Origin of the sequence: Shewanella aestuarii, assembly GCF_014647215.1 — a bacterium.
Lineage (GTDB): Bacteria > Pseudomonadota > Gammaproteobacteria > Enterobacterales > Shewanellaceae > Shewanella > Shewanella aestuarii.
The window spans coordinates 262,973-283,964 of sequence record NZ_BMOT01000002.1; the positions used below are offsets into that span (position 1 = coordinate 262,973).

Sequence of the window (20,992 nt, forward strand, 5' to 3'; positions counted from 1 at the left end):
CTTAAATCAAGCTGAAGCTTAACTTAACGCGTACCGTAAACCACGATTGTTTTACCGTGCGCTTGAATCAAATTCTGCTCTTCAAGCATCTTTAAGATACGCCCTACGGTTTCACGTGAGCAGCCAACAATTTGGCCAATCTCTTGACGAGTAATTTTGATTTGCATACCGTCAGGGTGTGTCATTGCATCAGGCTCTTTCGCAAGATGTAATAATGTCTGCGCGATACGACCAGCAACATCTAAGAAAGCTAAATCACCCACTTTTTGGCTGGTGCTTTGTAAGCGGTAAGCCATTTGAGCAGATAATTTCATCAGGATTTCAGGATTAACCTGGATCAGCTGCTTAAACTTTTTGTAAGAGATTTCAGCAATCTCACAGGCCTGTTTTGCTCGAACCCAAGCCGTACGTTCAGCTTGTTCTTCAAACAGGCCTAGCTCGCCGATAAAGTCACCTTGATTGAGATAAGACAGGATCATTTCTTTACCTTCTTCATCTTTAATCAATACCGCAACTGAACCTTTAACGATGTAATATAACGTATCAGAATCTTCACCAGCATGGATCAATGTGCTTTTTGCTGGGTATTTATGAATGTGACAGTGTGACAGAAACCATTCCAATGTAGGATCTGGTTTTGGCTTACCAATCAGAGCCATTGTATATTCCTCGATTGATTAAAAAGTAAGTAAGTAATCTCTAATTAAGCATTTTACGCTGTTTACTAAGGTAAAACTTTGATGGAGATCGAATTTAGTAACACGGCATTCTATATTAACTGGCTCAATTTTAGATTTATTTGCTCATATTTGGGCGTTGGGTCAATTAAAATGTCATAGTCTGGGCAAAATCACAATAATTTCACCTAAGCGTTTATGTAAGAGTGATTTTTATTATTGATATTAATTATCATTAATAATTGGTGCATGTTCTATGATAGTTTATTGTATTGCAAGTCTCAGATGGTTTATGTTGAATATGTTGTTGCTGTCGTTATCGAGGTTAATGTGAAAAAGTTATTTCAAATTGGATTATGTTGTGCCTTATTGCATGAGGTAATACTACCTGACGTGCAAGCATTTACACTGCCTCAAACTATGGCCTCTCAAACACAATCTCGAGTGGTACACATTCAATTAAAAGCCTCACAAGGTGATGCTGACGCGCAATTTTTACTGGGATTAATGTACTTATCGGGACGGTTTGTCACCCCTAATGTTCCTGAAGGGTTTATGTGGGTTGAACAGGCCGCTAATCAGCAGCACTTAAAAGCCCAGCAAACGATTGCTGATTTAACCTTTGAAGGAAAATTAGTACCGCGTAATCTGTTAAAAGCCGAGAAATGGTATTTGGCCATGAGCGAGCAAGGCGATAAGTGGGCTAATTTTCGTTTAGGTTTTATTTATGCTGCTGGTGGTGATGGTATTGAGCGCAACTGCGGTAAAGCTTTGGCTCAGTTCGGTACCGCTGGGGATGATGTTTCTTTAGGCAATGTGGCATGGATTTTAGCGACTTGCCCTGAATCCGAATATCGTGACGGTTCGAAAGCGGTGAGTTTGTCACTCAAACTGCTTGAGGCTAATCAAGGCGATCCGACCATATTAGATAATTTAGCTGCAGGTTATGCCGAGCTTGGCGATTTTACCCAAGCGGTGAGCGTCCAGAAAAAGGCGATTGATGCCTTAAAACTTTACCCTGAAGTGGCTAAAAGCGATGAGTTTTTACAGCGGTTACAACAGTACGAGAATAATCAAGCTTACCGTGAGGTGATCCCGCTTGTTGATTAAGCTGGATAGAAAAGGCATTCAGATAAGTAAACGCCAATATGCTCAAGGTGCTAACAGATAAATATGGGGGAATTAACACATGAGCATATCAGCTATCGTTCTTTCGCCTGAAGTCCCGATAGCGGTAGAATAATATAACTAGCTTAATGCAAACTTAAGTCTGCATTAATCGTTTTTACTGGCAAAGTTGTTATCTAAAATAGCTTAACCCGCATGACGTCTGATTCAAAAACGCCATAGTTTAGTGCATCAACCCTTGTTAAGCCGAAGGCGGCTAACGGGCTTAACAATTTCTCCCTAGTCATGTTGTTGAACTGTTTTAGTCATCTAGTTTTTCAACTTCAATCCGCTTATCCATTAAATCTTTAATCAATGGCGTTAAGATCAACTCCATCGCTAAAGACATTTTGCCTCCGGGAACCACTAAAGTGTTTACCCGAGACATAAATGAGCCTTGGATCATGCTCAAATAGTAAGGGAAGTCGACATTATTCATGCCACGAAAACGAATAACCACAAAGCTTTCATCTAAACTTGGAATGTCTTTGGCGCTAAAAGGGTTGGAAGTATCAACGGTAGGTACACGTTGAAAGTTAATATGAGTACGAGAGAATTGCGGCGTCATATGGTTAATATAATCATCCATACTGCGCACGATTGAGCCCATTACCTTTTCGCGGCTATGGCCACGATCATTGGTGTCACGAATAATCTTTTGGATCCACTCTAGGTTAACAATCGGCACCATACCAATGAGTAGATCAACATGCTTTGCGACGTCAGCATCATCGGTAACCACGCCACCGTGTAACCCTTCGTAATACAACATATCTGTGTTAGGTGGTAAATCTCGCCACTGGGTGAAAGTACCTGGCATTTGGTTAAAGGGAACGGCTTCATCAAAGGTATGTAAATAACTGCGGGTTTTACCTGTGCCGGTTTCACTGTAGCTGGTGAAACATTCTTCTAGTTTGATGAAGTTATTCGCTTCTGGACCGAAATAACTAATATTACGATTTTCAGCTTGGGATTTACGGATTAACACTTCCATTTCGGCACGAGTAAAATTATGAAAGCTGTCTCCCTCAACAAAGGCCGCATTAATCCCCAGTTGGCGAAAAATATGCGTAAAAGCCATTGTCGTTGTTGTTGTACCGGCGCCAGATGAGCCCGTTACAGCAATAATAGGGTGTTTAGCTGACATTGTTCCTGCCTAGAAATCATAAGAATAAATATTTACTACATGGCATTTTGTTAATGCAATGTATACGTTGGACTCACATTTATACGGTAGTTAAGACCTTTTGGTCAATATTAGGCCGAGTTATTATTTTGAATGAATAATATTTTGTCGGTGCCTAATGGCAATCGATTCGTCATCTTCACTGTATTCGACGACAAGCTCACCTGTTTTTAAAGCCTGTTTACATTGGTTAATCATGCCAGACAGTTGTTGGCGATTAAATTCACTAAAGCCACCATCTTCCACCTGAGTCAGTAAGTGTTCTTTAATCAAATTGTTTAGCGTTTCAGCATCTAATCCCAGCAGGGTTTCATAGGGGATGATCATAGGTTATCACCTTGTTGAGTGTCGGGTTGCTTTGCAAGTAAGAATGTCAGTACCCGCTTTTCAAGATAGTAGCTTGGTTTCCATGGCCAGCCACCATCAATAAACCCGACATGGCCACCATTATCATGCAGCTCATAATGGACGCTATCGGATAATTCTTCTTGAGTTGGAATGACGGCATCCGTCATAAAGGGATCGTCTTTGGCATGAATAATCAAGGTCGGTTTGCGGATATGTTTTAATAACCCCAATGCACTTGAGCGTGTGTAATAATCCTCTACGCCGTTAAATCCATGCAAAGGTGCTGTGACTTTGTCATCAAATTGATAAAAAGTTTTTAGCTGCTTTAACTCAGCTTTACTTAGCGGCATTTGGGCAACTAAATCATGATTATCTATTTTTTCACTGATCTTTTGTTGTAAACGTGTAATTAAATGAGTTTGATAGATTTTAGAGAAGCCCTTTTCGAGTTTTTTAGCGCAGGCACTGAGCGTTAACGGTGCTGATATGACTACCGCACGATCGAGTAAACTATCATCTTGGGTGGTTCCCTGATATTTGGCTAATACATTGCCGCCCAAGCTATAACCCACGGCAAATAATGCTGAATCAGGATAATAGGTTTTGAGTTGTTGCAGAGTGAATGCCAAATCGTTGAAATCACCACTGTGATAACTTCGCGCAAGACGATTAGGCACACCTGAGCAGCTGCGATGATGATGCACAACCGAACATAACTTTTCTTGCTTAGCCGCAACTAGCATTCTACGGGCATAATGCGACTCTGTGCCCCCTTCTAGTCCGTGACTAATCACCAAAATGGGTTCACCATTCTGTGGGGTACCTGACCAGTCTAAATCGATGAAATCACCGTCTGGTAGTTCCTGTCTTTGGCGGAAAATATCTGGTTTGTCCACTTTAAATATAAACGGCAAAATAGTCTGTATATGCGGGTTAGCGGCCCACCAAGGTGGCGTAAAAAGGCTTTTTGTCGGCATGTGTCATTCTATGAGTGTTTGTGAAAGTTTAAACGTGTGTTTAAATACCATTCATATCACTTTAACACAGATAAAAATCTCACAACAAAAGAATAGGGGTGATGGCATGAAACGTCGTACTTTTTTGACCAGCGCTTTTGCGGGAACCGCTGCGCTTGCGTTAGGGGTTAGTTGGTATTCATCCGATCCTATTCAAGTGGGTGAAGACGTTAATTATCGTGTGTTATTCAGTGTGTTGATCCCTGCGTTATTAGACGGCGCCTTACCAGAGGTTGCAAGCCAAAGAAAGATAGCCATAGACACCACTTTGGATTCCATTCAGGCTTCCATTTCAGTATTACCAGAGGAGCAACAAGTAGAGCTTAAAGAGTTACTCGCCCTACTTGAAAGCCGACTCGGTTTATTATTACTCACAGGAAGTATGACACCTTTAATGTTGCGCTCACCCATTGAGTTAGTGGATATGCTTGAAGAGTGGCGTTTTCATTATTTAGATATGATTCAGACTGCATACCTAGGCTTAAGAGAGCTAATTCTAGCCAGCTATTATTCTAGCCCTGCTCATTGGGGAAAATTAGGTTACGCAAAACCGACTTTTTTGCTTAATACCTAACCGCCACAATTTGTTCTGCTAAAGGAGTATATTCAATTGGCTATTATCGATCCTATTACTACGGGTTTAGAATCTGGCTGGCAGCATATCGATGCCAGCACTTTGCAGCAAAATCGTCATTTTGAAGCAGATGTTATTATTGTTGGGACGGGAGCTGGTGGCGGAACGGCGGCAGAGATCTTAACTGATGCCGGGCTGACGGTGATCATGATCGAAGGTGGCGCACTCAAATCATCTAAAGATTTTGATATGGAAGAGCGCCACGCTTACCCTAATTTGTATCAACAAGCCGCAGCGATGAAAACCGCTGACAAAGGTATTGGCATCTTTCAAGGTCGTGCCGTTGGAGGCTCAACAACCATCAATTGGACCACATCGATTAGAACACCCAAGCCAACGCTCGACTTTTGGGCTGCTGAGCGTTCGGTAATCAACACTTCTGCCGAAGAGATGTTGCCATGGTTTGAAAAGATGGAACAACGCCTGAACATCAAAGAATGGCAGTATGAACCGAATCGAAATAATGGTGTGTTGCGTGAAGGTTGTGAAAAACTGGGCTGGGAACACACGGTTATTAAGCGTAACGTCAGCGGCTGTTGGAACACTGGGTACTGCGGTATGGGCTGCCCGGTGAATGCGAAGCAATCTATGTTGGTCACCACTATTCCTGCAGCCTTGAATAAGGGGGCAACCTTGATTTCACGTGCCAAAGTGACTCGATTAGAGCATAAAGGCGACAAGGTAAGTGGTTTAACTGCGTATGCTTTAACTGAAGGTTTACAGCCTACTGGTGTGGAACTAACCTTCAGTGGCAAACATTATATTTTAAGTGCTGGTGCAATCCATACGCCCACCATTTTAATGCGTTCAAATGTGCCTGATCCACATAAGCTATTGGGTAAAACCTTTTTGCACCCTTCATTATTATCAGGTGCTATGTTCGATGATCAGATTAATGGTCACAGCGGTGCGCCGCAATCTATTTACTCCGATCAGTTTGTTTGGCATGACGGCGCGACAGGTGATTTAGGCTATAAATTAGAAGTTGCGCCAATTCACCCCGTGTTAATTGCCTCTAAAACTATTGGTTTTGGTCAGAGCCATGCGCAGTTAATGGCTAACTTTAATAAGTTGCAGGTGGTGATTGCACTGATACGAGACGGCTTTAATGAACAATGTGCTGGTGGACAGGTTCGCTTAACCGATCATGGTTTTGCATTGGATTATCCGTTAACTGAGGGCTTTTGGGCTGGCGCAAGAAAAGCCTTCTTATCTATGGCTGAGTTACAGTTTGCTGCAGGGGCTAAAAGGGTATTGCCAATGAATGATGGACTATCATTTTTAACCTCATGGAAGCAGGCGCAAGAAGTCATAGGCTCAATGGATTTGCGCTTATTGAAAACCATTGTTGCTTCAGCGCATGTCATGGGGGGCTGTCCTATGGGCGAGGACACGATCAAAGCTATGGTGGATAGCTTCGGCCAATCACATTACTTTGATAATTTATCTGTATTTGATGGGTCAATGTTTCAAACCAGCTTAGGCGCAAATCCACAGCTATCTATTTATGGATTAGTGGCTAGAAATGCCACCTTGTTAGCCCAGCGATTAACGCCAACAGCGATATAGCGAGTGACCTTAACTCTTCGAAATAGTTTGCGGCAGGTGAGTGCTATCTAGACCAAATAAACTTAAATAATGCTGGGTGTTGTTAGCTACTGAGTTTTCATGCAATGGTTCACCTTGAATGAGATTAACCTGTTGCAATAGCATCTTTTGTGACTTTCGCTCCATGATCAACTCAACATCTAACATTTTTTGGTATTCGGTGGCCGCTAAATGCGCTTTAGCAATTCGGCGTAATTGGCGGTAGGGTGTTAACACATTGGTTTCCCATTGCTCTATCACTTCCGTTAATTGTTGCCATTGAAGGAGATTAAGTAAGTAACCTTGTTGATCTAAGCCTTGCGCCAACAACAATAAATTGACGTTGACTTGATAATCATCTTGCAGCGCGATATAGGCTTTGGGGTTGAAATTATATTGTTGTTCACATTGTTGCCAAATTTGCATCGAAAATGTGGTGTTAGACAAGCTTGCCGCTCCCATTACCGCTCCTTGATATATTCTTGGGCATGTTTTATTCAAACATATGCCCGTTTACGGCTGATCATAGATAGAAAATGTATCTTGCTTAGCCAATGTCAGCTTTCACACTCTGTTCAATGGCTTCGATTTGCTCTTGGAGCTCTAACCAATTCATTTCGCTTTCATCCATTGCCTGAGTCAGCTGTGTCCGCTCATTAAGAACCTGAGTCATTTTCGCTTTGTTTTCTGCTTCATATAGGGTGCCATCAGCTAAGACGATTTCAAGTTCAGCTAAACGATCCGTCAACTTTTGTTGCTCAGTTTCTAATTTTACTTGCTGCTTTCGCAGGGGTGAGACTTTTTGACGTAATTCAGCCTCAATGCGTTTTTGCAGTTTTTTGTCTACTTGCGCGGTATCGCTTTTTACATTATCAGACTTGTTACTGGCTTGAGCGGCTTTTGCTGCATCGAGTAGCCATTGGTGGTAATCATCTAAGTCACCATCAAAAGGTTGCACAACACCTTGATCAACAAGGTAGTAGTCGCTACAACTTAAACGAAGTAAATGACGATCATGCGATACGATAACCATTGCGCCTTCAAATGTTTGCAATGCCATCGTAAGCGCATGACGCATTTCTAAATCAAGGTGGTTGGTCGGTTCATCAAGCAGGAGTAAATTAGGGCGTTGCCAGACCAATAAAGCCAATACTAAGCGGGCTTTTTCGCCGCCAGAGAAAGGTCTTACGGCTGATAAGGCCATATCACCATTAAAACCAAATCCACCTAAAAAGTTACGTAACTCTTGTTCTCTGGCATTTGGCGCTAGGCGAGCAAGATGTTGTAATGGGGTATCATCAAGTTGTAAAAATTCAATTTGATGCTGGGCAAAGTATCCAATATTTAAACCTGGGTTGGGCTCGTATTTCCCCGATAACGCCTGTAATTGACCCGAAAGCAATTTAATTAAGGTCGACTTACCCGCGCCATTTCGTCCCAGTAAACCAATGCGAGCACCGGGCACTAAGTTGAGCTGCACTTTGCTTAAAATGGTTTTTTCACCATAACCTACCGATACTTGCTCCATAGTGACCAGTGGGTTGGGTAAGGCTTCAGGCTCACGAAAGGCCATTTGAAAAGGGTTATCTGCTTGAGATGGCAATAACTCTGTCATCCTTTCTAATGCTTTTAAACGGCTTTGTGCTTGCTTGGCTTTACTGGCTTTGTAGCGAAAACGATCCACAAAAGATTGCATATGCGCGCGGTCTTTCTGTTGGCGTTCAAATGCCACTTGTTGCTGCGATAAACGTTCAGCTCGAATATGTTCAAAGGCGCTGTAGCCGCCCTTATAAAAATTGAGCTTATGGTTTTCTACATGAATAATTTCATCGACAATCGCATCAATAAAATCCCTATCATGGGAAATAAGAATTAAGGTGCCTTGATAAGATTTAATCCAACCCTCTAACCAATACATGGTGTCTAAGTCTAAGTGGTTGGTGGGCTCATCGAGTAACAGCAAATCGGAGCGGCATAAAAGCGCCTGGGCAAGGTTTAAACGCATGCGCCAGCCACCAGAAAAGCTTTTTACCGGATGACTTTGTTCTGCATCGTTAAAGCCAAGGCCCGCCAGCAATGCGCCAGCACGGGCACGAATAGCATAACCGCCAATGGCATCAATTTTTCCATGAATTAAGGCAATCGCATTGCCATTATTTTCATCCTGGGCTTTGGCCAGTTCAGCTTCTAATTGTCGAAATTCAGTATCACCATCAAGCACGTACTCTAATGCAGAGACATCAAGAGCCGGTGTTTCTTGGGCAACAGATGATATTTGCCAGTTTGCAGGTAATGAAAACTCACCTTTATCTAAATGTAAATGCCCTAAAATTAAGGCTAATAAAGATGACTTTCCGGTGCCATTTGCGCCGACTAAACCGACCTTGTGACCAGGATAAATGGTCACAGAAGTTTCGTCGAGTAGGGTTTTACTGCCTCGAATTAATTGGGCTTGGCTAATACTGATCATGAATGCAACTTGACGCTATAAAATAAAGTGGGGGGATAATACCGTATTCGTTATTTATTTCCCACAATCGCGGGACGCAAGAAGACTAATAGGGCAAAATAGTCGTATACCGTAGAATTAGTCAATCAACCTAGAGTATATGATGACCAAAATAAAAAAACGTTTTGTGGCAGGGGCAAAATGTCCCAAATGTGGTGCAAAAGACAGTATCTTATTATTTAAAGAAAACAATATAGAAACCATTGAGTGCACCGATTGTGATTATCGTGAGCAGCAAACGGATATCGCTGTCCCTAAAAAGGCGACAGGGAATATGATTGGGGTATTTAAGCCTGAATAAATCTGCTGTGAGTGGAGAGGGGTGAGCAACTAGCTGAATATGAGATAAGCCCAATCGAAAACTTATCTCGTCAGGCTTGGTGACGATTATGAGTAAGTTTACGACAGAAATAGTTGGTTTTAGAAAGTTAAACTCATTAAGCCTTGTACTACTGACTCATTAATTCATCTGGTGTGACTTCGCCTTCAATTTTTTGTTTATGCTTATTTAATACTTCAATCACATTGCTGTTGTTTAGCATGAGTTGGTCAAATCGCTCGTTGATTTCTTGAAGCTCTAGTGCATAACTTGGATCATCTTTTGCTTTGGTTTGCCAAAAACGTTTGCGATCTAGTTTTTGTATTTCACTGGCACGTAATATCTCAAAATAACTATTTTCTTGCTTTAAACGATAAATTTCACCGTCAAGCAATAGGAGAAGTTTTTCTTTGGAAATGGTCTGCTTATTAAGAAGGGCTCTAAGTGGGTCGATTTTAGTTTCACGTTTGTCTGAATCGACTTCAGTCGTGATACCATTTTCATACTCAATTTTATGTTGACGAAATTCTTCAGGACAAATGCTATGGCTAAAGACGACTTTGTCATCTTTCATACATTTATAGATAGCATTAGTGTTAGCCCAAGCTATGACCGGACTGAAGAAAAATACCACTAAATAAACAATTTTTGCCATGCGGCCACATATCCTTTTGTAAATCCACGATATAACATTAGTTAGTATAGGCTCATAGCTGCGTTACTGTATAAAAAAATTGGATGTATTTATACTAAGTAACTCTTGCCAAGTTTAACGATAAATAGCGTTTATTTACAATTGATTTTTATTTGACATGGTTAACTGTGTGTTAAATCCGAAGTGGGTAGGCATTGAATGAAGTTTATGCCCCTCATACGATAGAAATATGAAGGGCAGAGGACAGAGGACTATCGGGTAAACGTGAGATTATCAATTAATCTGGCTTTGCCAAGATAAGCCGCGGCAACGATAACCAGTTCTTTATCATAGTCACATGCAGGCTTTAAATTATGAGCATTTCTAAGCTCAAGATAGTCAGGAGTAAAACCCACTGCAATCAGTGATTGCTTTGCAGTTTGTGTGACAGTTTCTATATCCAACCCTTGTTGTACACTTGCCGCCATATGATCTAATGCTTGCTTTAGCGCTGCGGCATGAATTTTTTCTTGTGCTGTTAAGTAGCCATTTCTTGAACTCATGGCTAAACCTGATGGTTCACGTATGGTATCAACGCCAATAATATCAATGGGCAATGATAAATCTTCCACCATGGTTTTAATGACTAATAATTGTTGAAAATCTTTTTTGCCAAATAAGGCCATATCTGGCTGAACAATATTAAACAATTTGTTGACGATAGTTGCCACGCCACGAAAATGGCCAGGGCGGCTTGCGCCACAAAGTTCATCACCAATCTCGGGAACATCAACATACGTCTGTTGCGCTAATCCTTTGGGATAAATGATGTCTGGCGTCGGCGTAAACAATAACTCTGCCCCAGCTGCGATTAACGCTTTGCTGTCTTCATCCAAAGTGCGGGGGTAAGCGTCAAGATCTTCATTCTGACCAAACTGCATTGGATTAACAAAAATAGACACGACCACATGGTCAGCTTGGTTACGTGCTTGCTGCACTAAGGTGATGTGCCCTTGGTGTAAATTACCCATGGTCGGCACAAATGCAATGGTTTCGCCTTTGGTGCGCCAAGCATTAACTTGCGCACGAATATCTGTGATGGCGGCGGTAGTGATCATGATTGATTAAACCTGCAAAAATAATTAGTTAAAAATGTGTTCTTCAGCAGGGAAGGTACCGTCAGCTACTTCATCGATGTAAGCTCGAATGGCGCTGCGAATTTCACCCGTTTGCTTTAAGTAATTTTTAGAAAAGCGTGGTATATATCCACTAGATATACCTAGTACATCATGCATGACCAAAATTTGACCGTCGGTATCCGCGCCTGCACCAATGCCAATCACAGGAATTGTTAATGCTTCGGTAATAGCTTTGGCTAATGTGGCAGGAATGCACTCAAGCACTAATAATTGTGCCCCTGCAGCTTGCAATGCTTTTGCTTCATCCAAAATACGTTGAGCATTATCCGCATCTCGTCCCTGCACTTTAAAACCACCAAATACATGGACAGATTGAGGAGTAAGCCCCAAATGAGCACAGACAGGGATCCCTCTTTCGGTAAGCATTTTAACGCTTTCTAGTAGCCAATGACCGCCTTCAACTTTGACCATGTTGGCGCCTGCTTGCATTAGCTTTGCGGCATTTTCCATAGTTTGTTCTGGCGTTGAGTAGCTCATAAACGGCATGTCAGCGATTAATAGTGCACGGCTAATGCCGCGGCGCACACAAGCAGTATGATAGGCAATGTCAGCAACCGTAACAGGTAGGGTATCATCATGGCCCTGTAATACCATGCCCATAGAATCACCGACTAAGAGTACGTCAATCCCTTCACTGTCGAAGGCGTTCGCAAAACTGGCATCATATGCTGTCAGCGCGGTAAATTTTTTACCTTCTTGTTTAAATTTGATTAAGGTTGAGCTAGTGACTTTTGACATAGTGGACTCTTAAAACAATTCAAATTAATACGCTATGGAGCATATACTCTAAAGTGGTAAAATCAACTCTTTACTGGATAATTTATGCAGTGACTGGTGCATTTCTGTGGTTACTAAAGATGTTAATGCCTGACCACAAGGTAAGATTAAATCTCTAGCAATCTCAGCTAAGGGGACCAAGACAAAATTGCGTTGTTTCATACCATAATGCGGTACTTGTAACCTGGGCTGGTCAATCACTTGTTGCCCATATAACAACAAATCAAGATCTAATGTTCTAGGCCCCCAATGTGCTTTTCTGATTCGCCCCTGTTGTTGTTCAATATTTTGTAGCGCATCTAATAACGCTATCGGGGCTAGCTGAGTCTGAAAGCGGGCAACTGCATTGATATAGTCTGGCTGGCTGATGTCACCCATAGGTGTCGAGCTATAAAAGCTAGAAACTGTGAGTTCGCCGAAATCAGCCATCTTTTCTAATGCAGCAACAGCTTGATTAAGCTGTTGCACTGGTTGTTCAAGATTTGCGCCTAAAGCGACATAAATTAAGGTCATTATTCAACCGAGGTATCAGGGCTTTTAGCGGCAGGTTTACGCTTTCTTTTTCGCTGAGTCGCATTGCGATTTCGGTTACCACCAGCTTTGTTTGAGCTTTTTGCGATCACATTACGTTGTGCTTCATCGCCCTCAACAAAGGCTTGCCACCAACTCGCTTGCTTAGCCGCGTTACCGCCTTCAGCTTCACCACGTAATAATAGTAAATCATACGCTGCACGAAATTTAGGGTGTTCTAACAGCTTAAATGCACGAGTACCCTGGCTGCGTTCAAATCTCATTTGCAATAGCCAGATATCTTTTGCTGGTGTACTAAAGCGTCGTGGAATACTGATTGTTCGACACTGTTCTTCCATTACATCGCCCATCGCCGCGACTTGCGCATCATACAAAGGCAGACCACTTTCAAGGGCGATATCATCTGCGCGTTGTTTTAATGGATACCATAATAACGCGGCATAGAAAAATGCCGGGGTAACAGGTTTGTCTTGGTTTACACGCTCATCGGTGCTGCGCATAACCAAATGTAACATCTTAACCGCATGACCTTTTGGTAATTCAGAGATCACACCTTGAATTTGGGGAAACAAAGGAGCAAACAAACCAAAGTCTTGCATCATTTGGTAATTAGCCTGGGCTTTACCGGCAAAGAAAAGCTTTAAGACTTCTTCATACATTCGCGCAGCAGGAATATCCGCTAATAACGGCGCTAATGATTTAATCGGTGCAGCGGTAATGGCTTCGATTTGCATGTCTAATTTAGTGGCAAACCTTACCGCGCGTAACATGCGCACAGGATCTTCACGGTAACGGGTTTCGGGATCGCCAATTAATTTGATTTTACGGGCATGTAAGTCATCAATCCCGCCGCCATAGCTACGGATAGAAAAGTCACTGATATCGTAATACAACGCGTTAACGGTAAAGTCACGACGTTCAGCATCTTCATCAATCTCACCATAAACGTTGTCACGTAAAAGGCGACCTTCAGCATTCGATTTGGAAATGTTATCGCTGTTCTCACCGTGGTGACCGCGGAAGGTGGCAACCTCAATCACGTCGCGTCCAAACACGATATGTGCTAAACGAAAACGACGTCCCACTAAACGACAATTGCGAAACAGCTTTTTAATTTCATCTGGCGTAGCGTTGGTGACCACATCAAAATCTTTGGGCTCTAGCCCTAATAAGATGTCACGAACACCACCACCCACTAAATAGGCTTTAAACCCTGACTTGTGCAGTCGATAAAGCACTTTGAGTGCATTTTCACTGATTTGGCGGCGCGAAATATCGTGGCTATCACGGTTTATGATATCCAAACGTAAGCCATTTTCTTCTACAGACGGCATTTCGAGCTCGGGTGCTGCTTTATTATCATCAAATAATTGTTTGCAGAACTGACTAATACGGCGAAAAATAATACACCTCGTTGAAGCTAAATTCATTGATTAAAAATCTGGCGGGTATGATATACCAATTGCGATCGAATGAGTAGATAGGGAGCGTGATAAGTACTGGCGATTAAATTCACTGCTGGCTTTTAAGCTAGGGTGACTCGCAAGCGGTTTGCGGCAAAATGATTTCTGCTTGCTTGGGGATATTGGTTAACGAAAATTGGCTAATGGCCTGTGAAAGCATCACATCAACGTGATCAATATCTACAGTGGCTTGACCTAAAAAGGCCAGTGCTGCATTAAGGCTTTGCTGGGGAGCCTTGATATCAATTGCTGGTGCATAGTTTTGTTTAGAGAGTTTGAATCCTGGCTTGGCGCAAGCCAGCGGTAAATGTAACCATGTTGGTGCAGGGACATTCAGCATATTGAATAAACATATTTGCCTACAACTGGCTTCCAATAAGTCACTGCCTCTGACGACTTCCGTTATGCCTTGAAAGGCATCATCTAATACAACAGCAAGCTGGTATGCAAATAGCCCATCACTGCGTTTTATAATGAAGTCTTCAGCCGCAAACGCTTGGTCAACCCAAATTTCGCCTCTATTGATATCGCAAAAATGATCCACTTTGGCACTGTTACGTAGCCGAATCGCCCCGCTTGAATGCGATTTTACTCCGCTACCACAACGGCCATCATATACCCCGCCCATAGCATTAATCATTTTTCGCGTGCATTGGCAATAATAGGCTTGATTGTTTGCCAGAAGCTGTTCGATGCAATCTTGGTAGGCTTGACTGCGCTTGCTTTGATAGAGTACTGAATCGTGCCAATTCAAGCCATAGGCTTCAAGTGTACGGAGTATTTCGTCACTAGCCCCTTTCACTTCACGAGGGGGATCAAGATCTTCCATCCTCACCAGCCACTGTCCAGCTAAACTATGGGCGCGCAGATAACTGCCAAGAGCAGCAATTAATGAACCAAAATGGAGTGAACCTGACGGGGATGGCGCAAAGCGTCCGATATATGACATATCTTAATGCAATATAATTTGAGGGGGATAAATAGAAAGGGCGAGAATAATCTCGCCCTAAACGTATTTAACCAGCCATTTGCTTTTCTTTGATTTCTGCTAATGTTTTGCAGTCAATACATTGATCAGCTGTTGGTCTTGCTTCAAGACGACGGATACCAATTTCGATACCACATGAGTCACAAAAACCAAAATCGTCTTCTTCGATTTTTTGTAATGTTTTCTCAATCTTCTTGATGAGCTTACGTTCTCTATCACGAGCGCGAAGTTCTAAACTGAACTCTTCTTCTTGAGCTGCACGATCGACAGGATCTGGAAAATTAGCAGCTTCGTCTTGCATATGAGTCAGTGTACGGTCTACTTCTTCACGCAATTGGTTACGCCATGCTTCGAGGATCAGCTTAAAGTGACCACGTTGCTTGGTATTCATATACTCCTCACCGGCTTTCTCTTGGTAAGGTTCTACACCTGCGATAGCGAGTACGCCAAGTTTTTTCGTGCCTTCAGGCATAACGCATCTCCTGTTATCATTTGCGATTAAATTGCGTCTTAATTTTACGGCCGCTATCTATACCAGAATCTGTATAGCGAGGCAAACTTTTTACTGGATAAATCGTTATTATTTGATCTACGCAATCACTTTGCATGGACCGGTAATAAAACTGGCATGGGGTGAAACAGAGCTTTGGTATGCCAGCACTTCAACGCCTAATTTAATTGCTTGCTTGAGTAAGTCTGCGTAAAGAGGATCGATATGTTTAGCGGGTTTGACTACTGATATTCCACTGTGCTGTACCACAAACAATAATACCGCGCGATGGCCCTGTTGTACCATTTGGATGAGTTCTCGCAGATGCTTTTGTCCCCGCGTTGTAACAGCATCAGGAAAATAACCCACTCCAGCTTCTAACAAAGTACAACTCTTAATTTCAATATAACACTTAGGTTTGTCTTGGCCAGTTAAAAGAATATCAATTCGGCTATTTTCTTCTCCGTATTTGACTTCCCTTTGTAAACTTGTGTAGCCGTTTAGCTCACTAATTATTCCCTTGTTAATAGCTTCCTCTGCCAGAGCATTGGCTCGACCACTGTTAATACCAATGAGGTGTTGCTCATCTGATTGCATGATTTCAAACGTATAAGGATATTTGCGTTTGGGGTTGGCAGATTCTGAGAACCACACGCTTTGCCCTGGATATAAGCAATTTTTCATTGATCCAGTATTGGGGCAATGGATCGTGATTTCGCTGCCATCATCTAAAATAATGTCAGTTAAGAAGCGCTTATAACGTTTGATTAATCGGCCATGTTGTAGAGGGGGAGTAAAGTCCATAATGTGATATTTTTGCCGTAAATAATGGCAACCATACAGCATTAGATAAAAGAATGTGACTGCTGATATACTCGTTTTAATTTCGTCATATCAGTTTAGCGAGTTAGTTTTTAGACTGATGTCACTCACAGTCGCGGCAAAACAAGGAATTTATCATGCAAGTACAAGTAATGACCGTCACTTTAACCCAAGCAGCTCCTTCTTTACATTGGGGAAAAGCCGATGTCACCTTTGAAGGGCAAAAGGCCTTCATTCATTTAAATGGCAATGCCCCATTACGCCAAGTACAAATGGCCGCTCGTAAAATTCGTAGCCAAGGGATCAATCAAGTTCAACTTGAAGGTGAGTTATGGACGCTAGATTTACAATGGGTGTTTGCGCAAGGGTTTGCAACAGCAAAACCAGGTTATGAAGTACTTTGGTGTGGCGATGAAGCAGAGCAACAAACCCTAGCACATCGTCTTGAAGCGGCTAATTTTGCGCGCAAGTTAACGAATGATACCCCAGAAGATCTTTCTCCAGTATCTTTGGCCACTCAAGCTGCTAACTGGCTTAAAGCTATCGGCGGCGACAAAGTCAGTTTCAATCTCATTGAGGGTCAGGCGTTATTAGAGAAAAAGTGGGTAGGTATTCATGCCGTTGGTCGTGGTAGTGACCGTCCGCCAGCATTACTTGAGTTAGATTTCAATCCTTTATCTGCAGACGCGCCCGTGGATATTGCCTTGGTCGGTAAAGGCATTACCTTTGACTCAGGTGGATATAGTCTAAAATCCTCTGTGGGTATGTTGGCGATGAAATGCGATATGGGTGGTGCTGCTACGGTAACTGCAGCCTTGGGCTTAGCGATAAAGTCAGGCTTAAATAAACGCGTGAAGTTGTACTTATGTTGTGCTGAAAACTTAGTCAGTGGTCATGCATTCAAATTAGGCGATATTCTTACCTACAAAAATGGCACCACAGTTGAAATTGTCAACACGGATGCTGAAGGGCGATTAGTGCTTGCTGATGGCTTGCAAGCGGCTTCTGAATCAGGTGCTAAATTAATTATCGATGCCGCCACGTTAACTGGTGCAGCCGTAATGGCCGTGAGTAATGAATATAATGCGATTTTCTCGCCACAAACCGAGACAATCAAAATGGCGCAACAATGTGCTGCAGCCGTGGGTGAAAATGTGTGGCCGTTGCCATTAGATCCTTGGCATCGTGATGCATGTCCATCAGCTTATGCAGATACAGCAAATAGTCGCCCTGTTAAAGGTGGCGGTGCTGGTGGGGCATCTAATGCCGCGGGTTTCTTGTGGCGCTTTGTTTCACCTAATGCAAACTGGCTTCATATTGATTTAGCGGCAGCATTTGAATCTTCCGCAACAGGCCTATGGGGCGCAGGAGCGACTGCTCACGGCGTACTGACAGTTGCCGAGCTATTAAAACGCTAGGTCATTGTGCTGAAAGTTAACCTTTTTGTGTAAAGGTTATCGGTAAAAATAAAAGCCATCGTAAGATGGCTTTTATTTTTCTATTTATTGATCTGGCACCAATGGCCAGCTGTGCAGTATGTCATACTGCACGCCAGATTGGCTATTGTATGATTCATATAAGTGTAGCTGTGACACAGGAACGTTAACGGGGAGTAAGTCGTTCAAACCCATGACGGGCTGTTGAGGTAAAGTCATACAGCTTGCCCGTCGAAAGAGGGTGAGATGGGGACAATAATGATATGTACTTTGATGCAAACCAAGCTTGGCAGCTATCTGCTGAACTTGTGAGGCCATGGTTAAAAGTGGTGTATGAGCCTGGCCTTGTAAACAAATGATTTGTGGTTTTTGCCAGCAAGAGATTGCAGATAACACGAGTTCGAATGATGGTTTCTCAAGCGCATCGACCTCAGTTAACAACGCGGGTATGCAAGACGGTTTTACCTGGCCTAGAAAGCCAAGGGTAATATGCATGTTAGATTGTAATACAGCTAAAGCTTCTGTATTAATGTATAATGTAAGCTTTTGCTGCATATCAAAAAATTGACACTCTAGAGTTTTTTTGACGCTAAATCCAAGAAATAACCTTTTAGTGGTATTTTGCATATTCAGCTTCTTTAGTTATCTCGCAATATCGAGTTACACAGTGTCATAATATGAAAAATAACATGATGTCTTACTGACTAACACCTTGTTTTCTACTATTGTTATTCTTGAGTGATTATCAATCAACAAACAAAAACGTGCCTTGGGACATTTTTGCTAGCATAACAACAAAAATAGGTCGGCAGATCAGGGATAGATTATCGTGCGTATATATGGAATGGATCTGCTGATTTAGTAGGTTTCCGAAAATGTTAAAGCTAACTTAATTGAGTTGATGAATGGCTGAAAGTACTCCACAATTGTTGAAACTAGCATTAGCTAATGGTTCTTTACAGGACAGCGAAAACACTTCCATTATGATGCTGGATGATGTGTTGGCGTTTGTGTGTAAACAGCTTAATTGTGATGCCGTATTCGCGATTAAAAGTTGCCATAGCAATAATACTTTTTCGGCAAGTTTAGAGGTAGTGGATACATCCATTACTACTGTGGTCAGTCATTTTCGTGATTATTTATCGTTTCAAGGTCAATTAACCCAAGCCATCGAAAACGATCAAGCGTTAATTGATGCGTTATTAAGTCATCAACATCCTGTACATATTTTTCAAGAACTTACCTCCCCAGATAGTCAGCAAGCCCAAAAAATATCGCAATATTTAAGTCTGCACATAGATAAAAGTGTCCGCATATTTCATGGTGAAGTTACTCCTGCTGTGTGCGTGGGTAATGTCACAATGGTGTTAATAGCTACGACTTTTCAGCCTGTGGCAATGCTTTCTAAGCAAGAAAAACCGTTGAGTTGCGAGAGTTTTTGGCAATCAATGTTAGACGAACATTGTTTTCAGCTAGCAAGCGCATTTGAACTGACTCGTTTATCGAGTTTACTTGACAGTAAAGAGAAGCAATATCAAGAGTTGTTTAGCCATTTGCCTATGGCATGTGCTTTGATTGATATTGAAGATAAAGTGGTGTTACAAAATCAAGTGTCTGACAATATGCTCAAGTTTCAAATTGGCCAAAGTTTGTTTGACGGTCTTAGACATGATGACCATGCATTATTGAAAGACACGCTGCATATCGTGAGACAGGGCGTACTTCGCCAGGCATGGTGTGAAATTCCAATAAAATTAGGGCTATCAACTCATTGGTACAAAATGAGCTTTTGTCATGCGCTGAACTTGCAACAACAGCTATTGCTTATGGTTGAAGATGTCACAGAGCGTTATCGTTTGGCAGATGAACTCACCTTTCATTCAAACCACGATGCATTAACGGGTTTACCCAATCGGGTGCAATTTGAAGGTATGTTAGATGAGCTTCTGTCCAATGATGAAGATATTCCAGCATGCGTGGCATTTCTCGATTTAGATCAATTTCAGGTGGTGAATGATCTTAGTGGTCATCAAGCCGGAGATGAACTGTTGCAGCAGGTTTCCAAGCGACTTAAGCAGCTGGTGCGCAAAGGCGATGTGGTTGCCCGTTTAGGTGGCGATGAGTTTGGTATTTTAATGTACTACTCTGATGAAGTTGCGGCCAAACAAGTGGCAAAGCGGATATGCCAGCAGTTGTCGGAGCATGAGTTTAAATGGAAGAAAGTTAAACATAATGTCAGCATTAGCATTGGTATTTCAACATTTAGTCATAGCTCTAAAGATATTTACGAGGTCATGAGCCAAGCTGATGCTGCGTGCCGTTTAGCAAAAGAAGAAGGGAGAAATCGTTGGCATTATTTTAATTCCGATGATCCGCAAGTTCATATTTTATATAGTCAAATGATAGCTTCAGTGGATATTACAGGCGCGCTTGCCCTGAATCAGTTTGAGTTATTTTATCAGTTAATAGAACCGCTTGATAAAAATGAACAGGGTTTGCACATGGAGATTTTGCTGCGAATGGTGCAAGAAGATGGCGCATATGTGTCGCCAGCCATCTTTTTACCGGCAGCAGAGCGTTATAATTTAGCCTCGCGAGTGGATCAATGGGTTATTGATAATCTGCTCAAATGGGGCGGAGAAAACCTTAAAATTTGGCGTGAAATGTCGATGGTCTCTGTTAACTTGTCTGCGATGTCATTGGCCGACCAAAAATTTATGGGCTGGCTTGAAATGCGTTTAATGGTTGAGCCTGAGTTAGTTGATAAATTGTGCTTTGAAATTACTGAGACTGCCGCAGTAAGCCAACTCGAGCAAGCGACGGCATTAATTGATTTGTTGCGTCCATTAGGTTGTAAATTAGCCTTAGATGACTTTGGTTCAGGCTTTTCAAGTTTTGCCTATTTAAAAACATTAGATGTGGATTTTGTCAAAATTGATGGTCAGTTTGTAGTAAACGTTTGCTCTGACCGTAGCGATAAAGCGATTGTTTCGGCCATTTGTCAGCTAGCAAAAGACATGGAGTTTGAGGTGATTGCTGAATTTGTCGAAACCGCTGAAATTGGCATAAAACTTAAATCATTGGGAGTGGATTATGCCCAAGGTTATGCCATCAATAAACCTTGCCCATTATCCACACTTACATCGGGGATCCGTTCTCCTTGGTTAGCGCTGCATTCACCAGATGAAGTGATTTACGATATTTAATCT

Annotated in this window: 21 protein-coding genes; 6 read left to right on the forward strand and 15 right to left on the reverse strand. The window is 42.2% G+C overall.

Annotated features, from left to right (window positions below):
* Nucleotides 1-23: 23 nt before the first annotated feature.
* Nucleotides 24-659 carry a cAMP-activated global transcriptional regulator CRP gene (crp, locus tag IEY03_RS05020; RefSeq protein ID WP_188840258.1) on the reverse strand — a complete coding sequence of 212 codons (636 nt, stop codon included), beginning with the start codon at nucleotides 657-659 and terminating at the stop codon, nucleotides 24-26.
* A gap of 438 nt (nucleotides 660-1,097) precedes the next feature.
* Here crp and IEY03_RS05025 point away from each other — a divergent pair, with 438 nt between their 5' ends.
* Nucleotides 1,098-1,787, forward strand: a complete 690-nt coding sequence (locus IEY03_RS05025; RefSeq protein ID WP_188840440.1) for a tetratricopeptide repeat protein — start codon at nucleotides 1,098-1,100, stop codon at nucleotides 1,785-1,787.
* Nucleotides 1,788-2,106: 319 nt separating this feature from the next.
* Here IEY03_RS05025 and IEY03_RS05030 read toward each other — a convergent pair whose 3' ends face one another.
* The 3 genes from IEY03_RS05030 to IEY03_RS05040 all read right to left on the reverse strand — a co-directional run bounded on the left by IEY03_RS05030 (nucleotide 2,107) and on the right by IEY03_RS05040 (nucleotide 4,355).
* The gene (locus IEY03_RS05030) at nucleotides 2,107-2,991 is read right to left on the reverse strand and encodes a phosphoribulokinase (protein WP_188840259.1); all 885 of its coding nucleotides are present in this window, start codon (nucleotides 2,989-2,991) and stop codon (nucleotides 2,107-2,109) included.
* 123 nt (nucleotides 2,992-3,114) lie between these two features.
* Nucleotides 3,115-3,357 (reverse strand): YheU family protein, encoded by a 243-nt coding sequence (locus IEY03_RS05035; protein WP_188840260.1) that lies wholly within the window; start codon nucleotides 3,355-3,357, stop codon nucleotides 3,115-3,117.
* Nucleotides 3,354-4,355, reverse strand: a complete 1,002-nt coding sequence (locus IEY03_RS05040) for a hydrolase (protein WP_188840261.1) — start codon at nucleotides 4,353-4,355, stop codon at nucleotides 3,354-3,356. Before IEY03_RS05040 ends, IEY03_RS05035 begins: the two co-directional genes overlap by 4 nt.
* Nucleotides 4,356-4,461: 106 nt before the next feature.
* On the opposite strand from IEY03_RS05040, the gene IEY03_RS05045 reads away from it, so the two are divergent.
* On the forward strand, nucleotides 4,462-4,968 hold the full coding sequence (locus tag IEY03_RS05045) for a TAT leader-containing periplasmic protein (protein WP_188840262.1): 507 nt from the start codon (nucleotides 4,462-4,464) through the stop codon (nucleotides 4,966-4,968).
* Nucleotides 4,969-5,004: 36 nt separating this feature from the next.
* Nucleotides 5,005-6,597, forward strand: a complete 1,593-nt coding sequence (locus IEY03_RS05050) for a GMC family oxidoreductase (protein ID WP_188840263.1) — start codon at nucleotides 5,005-5,007, stop codon at nucleotides 6,595-6,597.
* A 9-nt stretch (nucleotides 6,598-6,606) separates the two neighbouring features.
* Here the strand turns inward: IEY03_RS05050 and IEY03_RS05055 are convergent, their stop codons facing one another.
* Entirely contained in the window at nucleotides 6,607-7,077 is a 471-nt protein-coding gene (locus tag IEY03_RS05055; protein ID WP_188840264.1) for a TIGR02444 family protein, read from the reverse strand.
* An 85-nt stretch (nucleotides 7,078-7,162) separates the two neighbouring features.
* A complete protein-coding gene (locus IEY03_RS05060; protein WP_188840265.1) occupies nucleotides 7,163-9,085 on the reverse strand; it encodes an ABC transporter ATP-binding protein in 1,923 nt (640 codons plus the stop codon).
* A 139-nt stretch (nucleotides 9,086-9,224) separates the two neighbouring features.
* Here IEY03_RS05060 and IEY03_RS05065 point away from each other — a divergent pair, with 139 nt between their 5' ends.
* A complete protein-coding gene (locus IEY03_RS05065) occupies nucleotides 9,225-9,425 on the forward strand; it encodes a YheV family putative zinc ribbon protein (RefSeq protein ID WP_188840266.1) in 201 nt (66 codons plus the stop codon).
* Nucleotides 9,426-9,573: 148 nt separating this feature from the next.
* Here IEY03_RS05065 and IEY03_RS05070 read toward each other — a convergent pair whose 3' ends face one another.
* From IEY03_RS05070 to sfsA, 8 genes are all read right to left on the reverse strand, one after another.
* Nucleotides 9,574-10,098: a DUF4124 domain-containing protein gene (locus IEY03_RS05070; RefSeq protein WP_188840267.1), complete on the reverse strand. Its 525-nt coding sequence runs from the start codon at nucleotides 10,096-10,098 to the stop codon at nucleotides 9,574-9,576.
* A gap of 251 nt (nucleotides 10,099-10,349) precedes the next feature.
* Nucleotides 10,350-11,195 (reverse strand): pantoate--beta-alanine ligase, encoded by an 846-nt coding sequence (gene panC, locus IEY03_RS05075; protein ID WP_188840268.1) that lies wholly within the window; start codon nucleotides 11,193-11,195, stop codon nucleotides 10,350-10,352.
* 24 nt (nucleotides 11,196-11,219) lie between these two features.
* Nucleotides 11,220-12,014: a 3-methyl-2-oxobutanoate hydroxymethyltransferase gene (panB, locus tag IEY03_RS05080; protein WP_188840269.1), complete on the reverse strand. Its 795-nt coding sequence runs from the start codon at nucleotides 12,012-12,014 to the stop codon at nucleotides 11,220-11,222.
* A 48-nt stretch (nucleotides 12,015-12,062) separates the two neighbouring features.
* Nucleotides 12,063-12,566 (reverse strand): 2-amino-4-hydroxy-6-hydroxymethyldihydropteridine diphosphokinase, encoded by a 504-nt coding sequence (gene folK, locus IEY03_RS05085; protein ID WP_188840270.1) that lies wholly within the window; start codon nucleotides 12,564-12,566, stop codon nucleotides 12,063-12,065.
* Nucleotides 12,566-13,918, reverse strand: a complete 1,353-nt coding sequence (locus IEY03_RS05090) for a polynucleotide adenylyltransferase PcnB (protein WP_373290835.1) — start codon at nucleotides 13,916-13,918, stop codon at nucleotides 12,566-12,568. Before IEY03_RS05090 ends, folK begins: the two co-directional genes overlap by 1 nt.
* A gap of 196 nt (nucleotides 13,919-14,114) precedes the next feature.
* Nucleotides 14,115-14,996, reverse strand: coding sequence for a tRNA glutamyl-Q(34) synthetase GluQRS (gluQRS, locus tag IEY03_RS05095; RefSeq protein ID WP_188840272.1), 882 nt, complete (start codon nucleotides 14,994-14,996; stop codon nucleotides 14,115-14,117).
* Nucleotides 14,997-15,063: 67 nt separating this feature from the next.
* Nucleotides 15,064-15,507, reverse strand: coding sequence for an RNA polymerase-binding protein DksA (gene dksA / locus IEY03_RS05100; RefSeq protein WP_188840273.1), 444 nt, complete (start codon nucleotides 15,505-15,507; stop codon nucleotides 15,064-15,066).
* A gap of 117 nt (nucleotides 15,508-15,624) precedes the next feature.
* Nucleotides 15,625-16,329, reverse strand: coding sequence for a DNA/RNA nuclease SfsA (gene sfsA, locus IEY03_RS05105; RefSeq protein ID WP_188840274.1), 705 nt, complete (start codon nucleotides 16,327-16,329; stop codon nucleotides 15,625-15,627).
* Nucleotides 16,330-16,484: 155 nt separating this feature from the next.
* On the opposite strand from sfsA, the gene pepB reads away from it, so the two are divergent.
* The gene (pepB, locus tag IEY03_RS05110) at nucleotides 16,485-17,765 is read left to right on the forward strand and encodes an aminopeptidase PepB (protein ID WP_188840275.1); all 1,281 of its coding nucleotides are present in this window, start codon (nucleotides 16,485-16,487) and stop codon (nucleotides 17,763-17,765) included.
* A gap of 84 nt (nucleotides 17,766-17,849) precedes the next feature.
* Here pepB and thpR read toward each other — a convergent pair whose 3' ends face one another.
* Complete coding sequence (thpR, locus tag IEY03_RS05115) at nucleotides 17,850-18,410, reverse strand: RNA 2',3'-cyclic phosphodiesterase (RefSeq protein ID WP_188840276.1); 561 nt, start codon at nucleotides 18,408-18,410, stop codon at nucleotides 17,850-17,852.
* Between the two features lie 278 nt (nucleotides 18,411-18,688).
* On the opposite strand from thpR, the gene IEY03_RS05120 reads away from it, so the two are divergent.
* Nucleotides 18,689-20,989 (forward strand): putative bifunctional diguanylate cyclase/phosphodiesterase, encoded by a 2,301-nt coding sequence (locus IEY03_RS05120; RefSeq protein ID WP_188840277.1) that lies wholly within the window; start codon nucleotides 18,689-18,691, stop codon nucleotides 20,987-20,989.
* The last annotated feature ends 3 nt before the right edge of the window (nucleotides 20,990-20,992 follow it).

Coding starts and splice junctions, on each gene's coding strand:
- IEY03_RS05030 (WP_188840259.1), bottom strand. CDS start 2,991: ATGTCAGCTAAACACCCTATTATTGCTGTAACGGGCTCATCTGGCGCC.
- IEY03_RS05060 (WP_188840265.1), bottom strand. CDS start 9,085: ATGATCAGTATTAGCCAAGCCCAATTAATTCGAGGCAGTAAAACCCTA.
- IEY03_RS05045 (WP_188840262.1), top strand. CDS start 4,462: ATGAAACGTCGTACTTTTTTGACCAGCGCTTTTGCGGGAACCGCTGCG.
- IEY03_RS05035 (WP_188840260.1), bottom strand. CDS start 3,357: ATGATCATCCCCTATGAAACCCTGCTGGGATTAGATGCTGAAACGCTA.
- crp (WP_188840258.1), bottom strand. CDS start 659: ATGGCTCTGATTGGTAAGCCAAAACCAGATCCTACATTGGAATGGTTT.
- panB (WP_188840269.1), bottom strand. CDS start 12,014: ATGTCAAAAGTCACTAGCTCAACCTTAATCAAATTTAAACAAGAAGGT.
- gluQRS (WP_188840272.1), bottom strand. CDS start 14,996: ATGTCATATATCGGACGCTTTGCGCCATCCCCGTCAGGTTCACTCCAT.
- panC (WP_188840268.1), bottom strand. CDS start 11,195: ATGATCACTACCGCCGCCATCACAGATATTCGTGCGCAAGTTAATGCT.
- IEY03_RS05055 (WP_188840264.1), bottom strand. CDS start 7,077: ATGGGAGCGGCAAGCTTGTCTAACACCACATTTTCGATGCAAATTTGG.
- IEY03_RS05090 (WP_373290835.1), bottom strand. CDS start 13,918: ATGCCGTCTGTAGAAGAAAATGGCTTACGTTTGGATATCATAAACCGT.
- dksA (WP_188840273.1), bottom strand. CDS start 15,507: ATGCCTGAAGGCACGAAAAAACTTGGCGTACTCGCTATCGCAGGTGTA.
- sfsA (WP_188840274.1), bottom strand. CDS start 16,329: ATGGACTTTACTCCCCCTCTACAACATGGCCGATTAATCAAACGTTAT.
- IEY03_RS05025 (WP_188840440.1), top strand. CDS start 1,098: ATGGCCTCTCAAACACAATCTCGAGTGGTACACATTCAATTAAAAGCC.
- IEY03_RS05070 (WP_188840267.1), bottom strand. CDS start 10,098: ATGGCAAAAATTGTTTATTTAGTGGTATTTTTCTTCAGTCCGGTCATA.
- folK (WP_188840270.1), bottom strand. CDS start 12,566: ATGACCTTAATTTATGTCGCTTTAGGCGCAAATCTTGAACAACCAGTG.
- pepB (WP_188840275.1), top strand. CDS start 16,485: ATGCAAGTACAAGTAATGACCGTCACTTTAACCCAAGCAGCTCCTTCT.
- IEY03_RS05040 (WP_188840261.1), bottom strand. CDS start 4,355: ATGCCGACAAAAAGCCTTTTTACGCCACCTTGGTGGGCCGCTAACCCG.
- IEY03_RS05065 (WP_188840266.1), top strand. CDS start 9,225: ATGATGACCAAAATAAAAAAACGTTTTGTGGCAGGGGCAAAATGTCCC.
- thpR (WP_188840276.1), bottom strand. CDS start 18,410: ATGCAAAATACCACTAAAAGGTTATTTCTTGGATTTAGCGTCAAAAAA.
- IEY03_RS05120 (WP_188840277.1), top strand. CDS start 18,689: ATGGCTGAAAGTACTCCACAATTGTTGAAACTAGCATTAGCTAATGGT.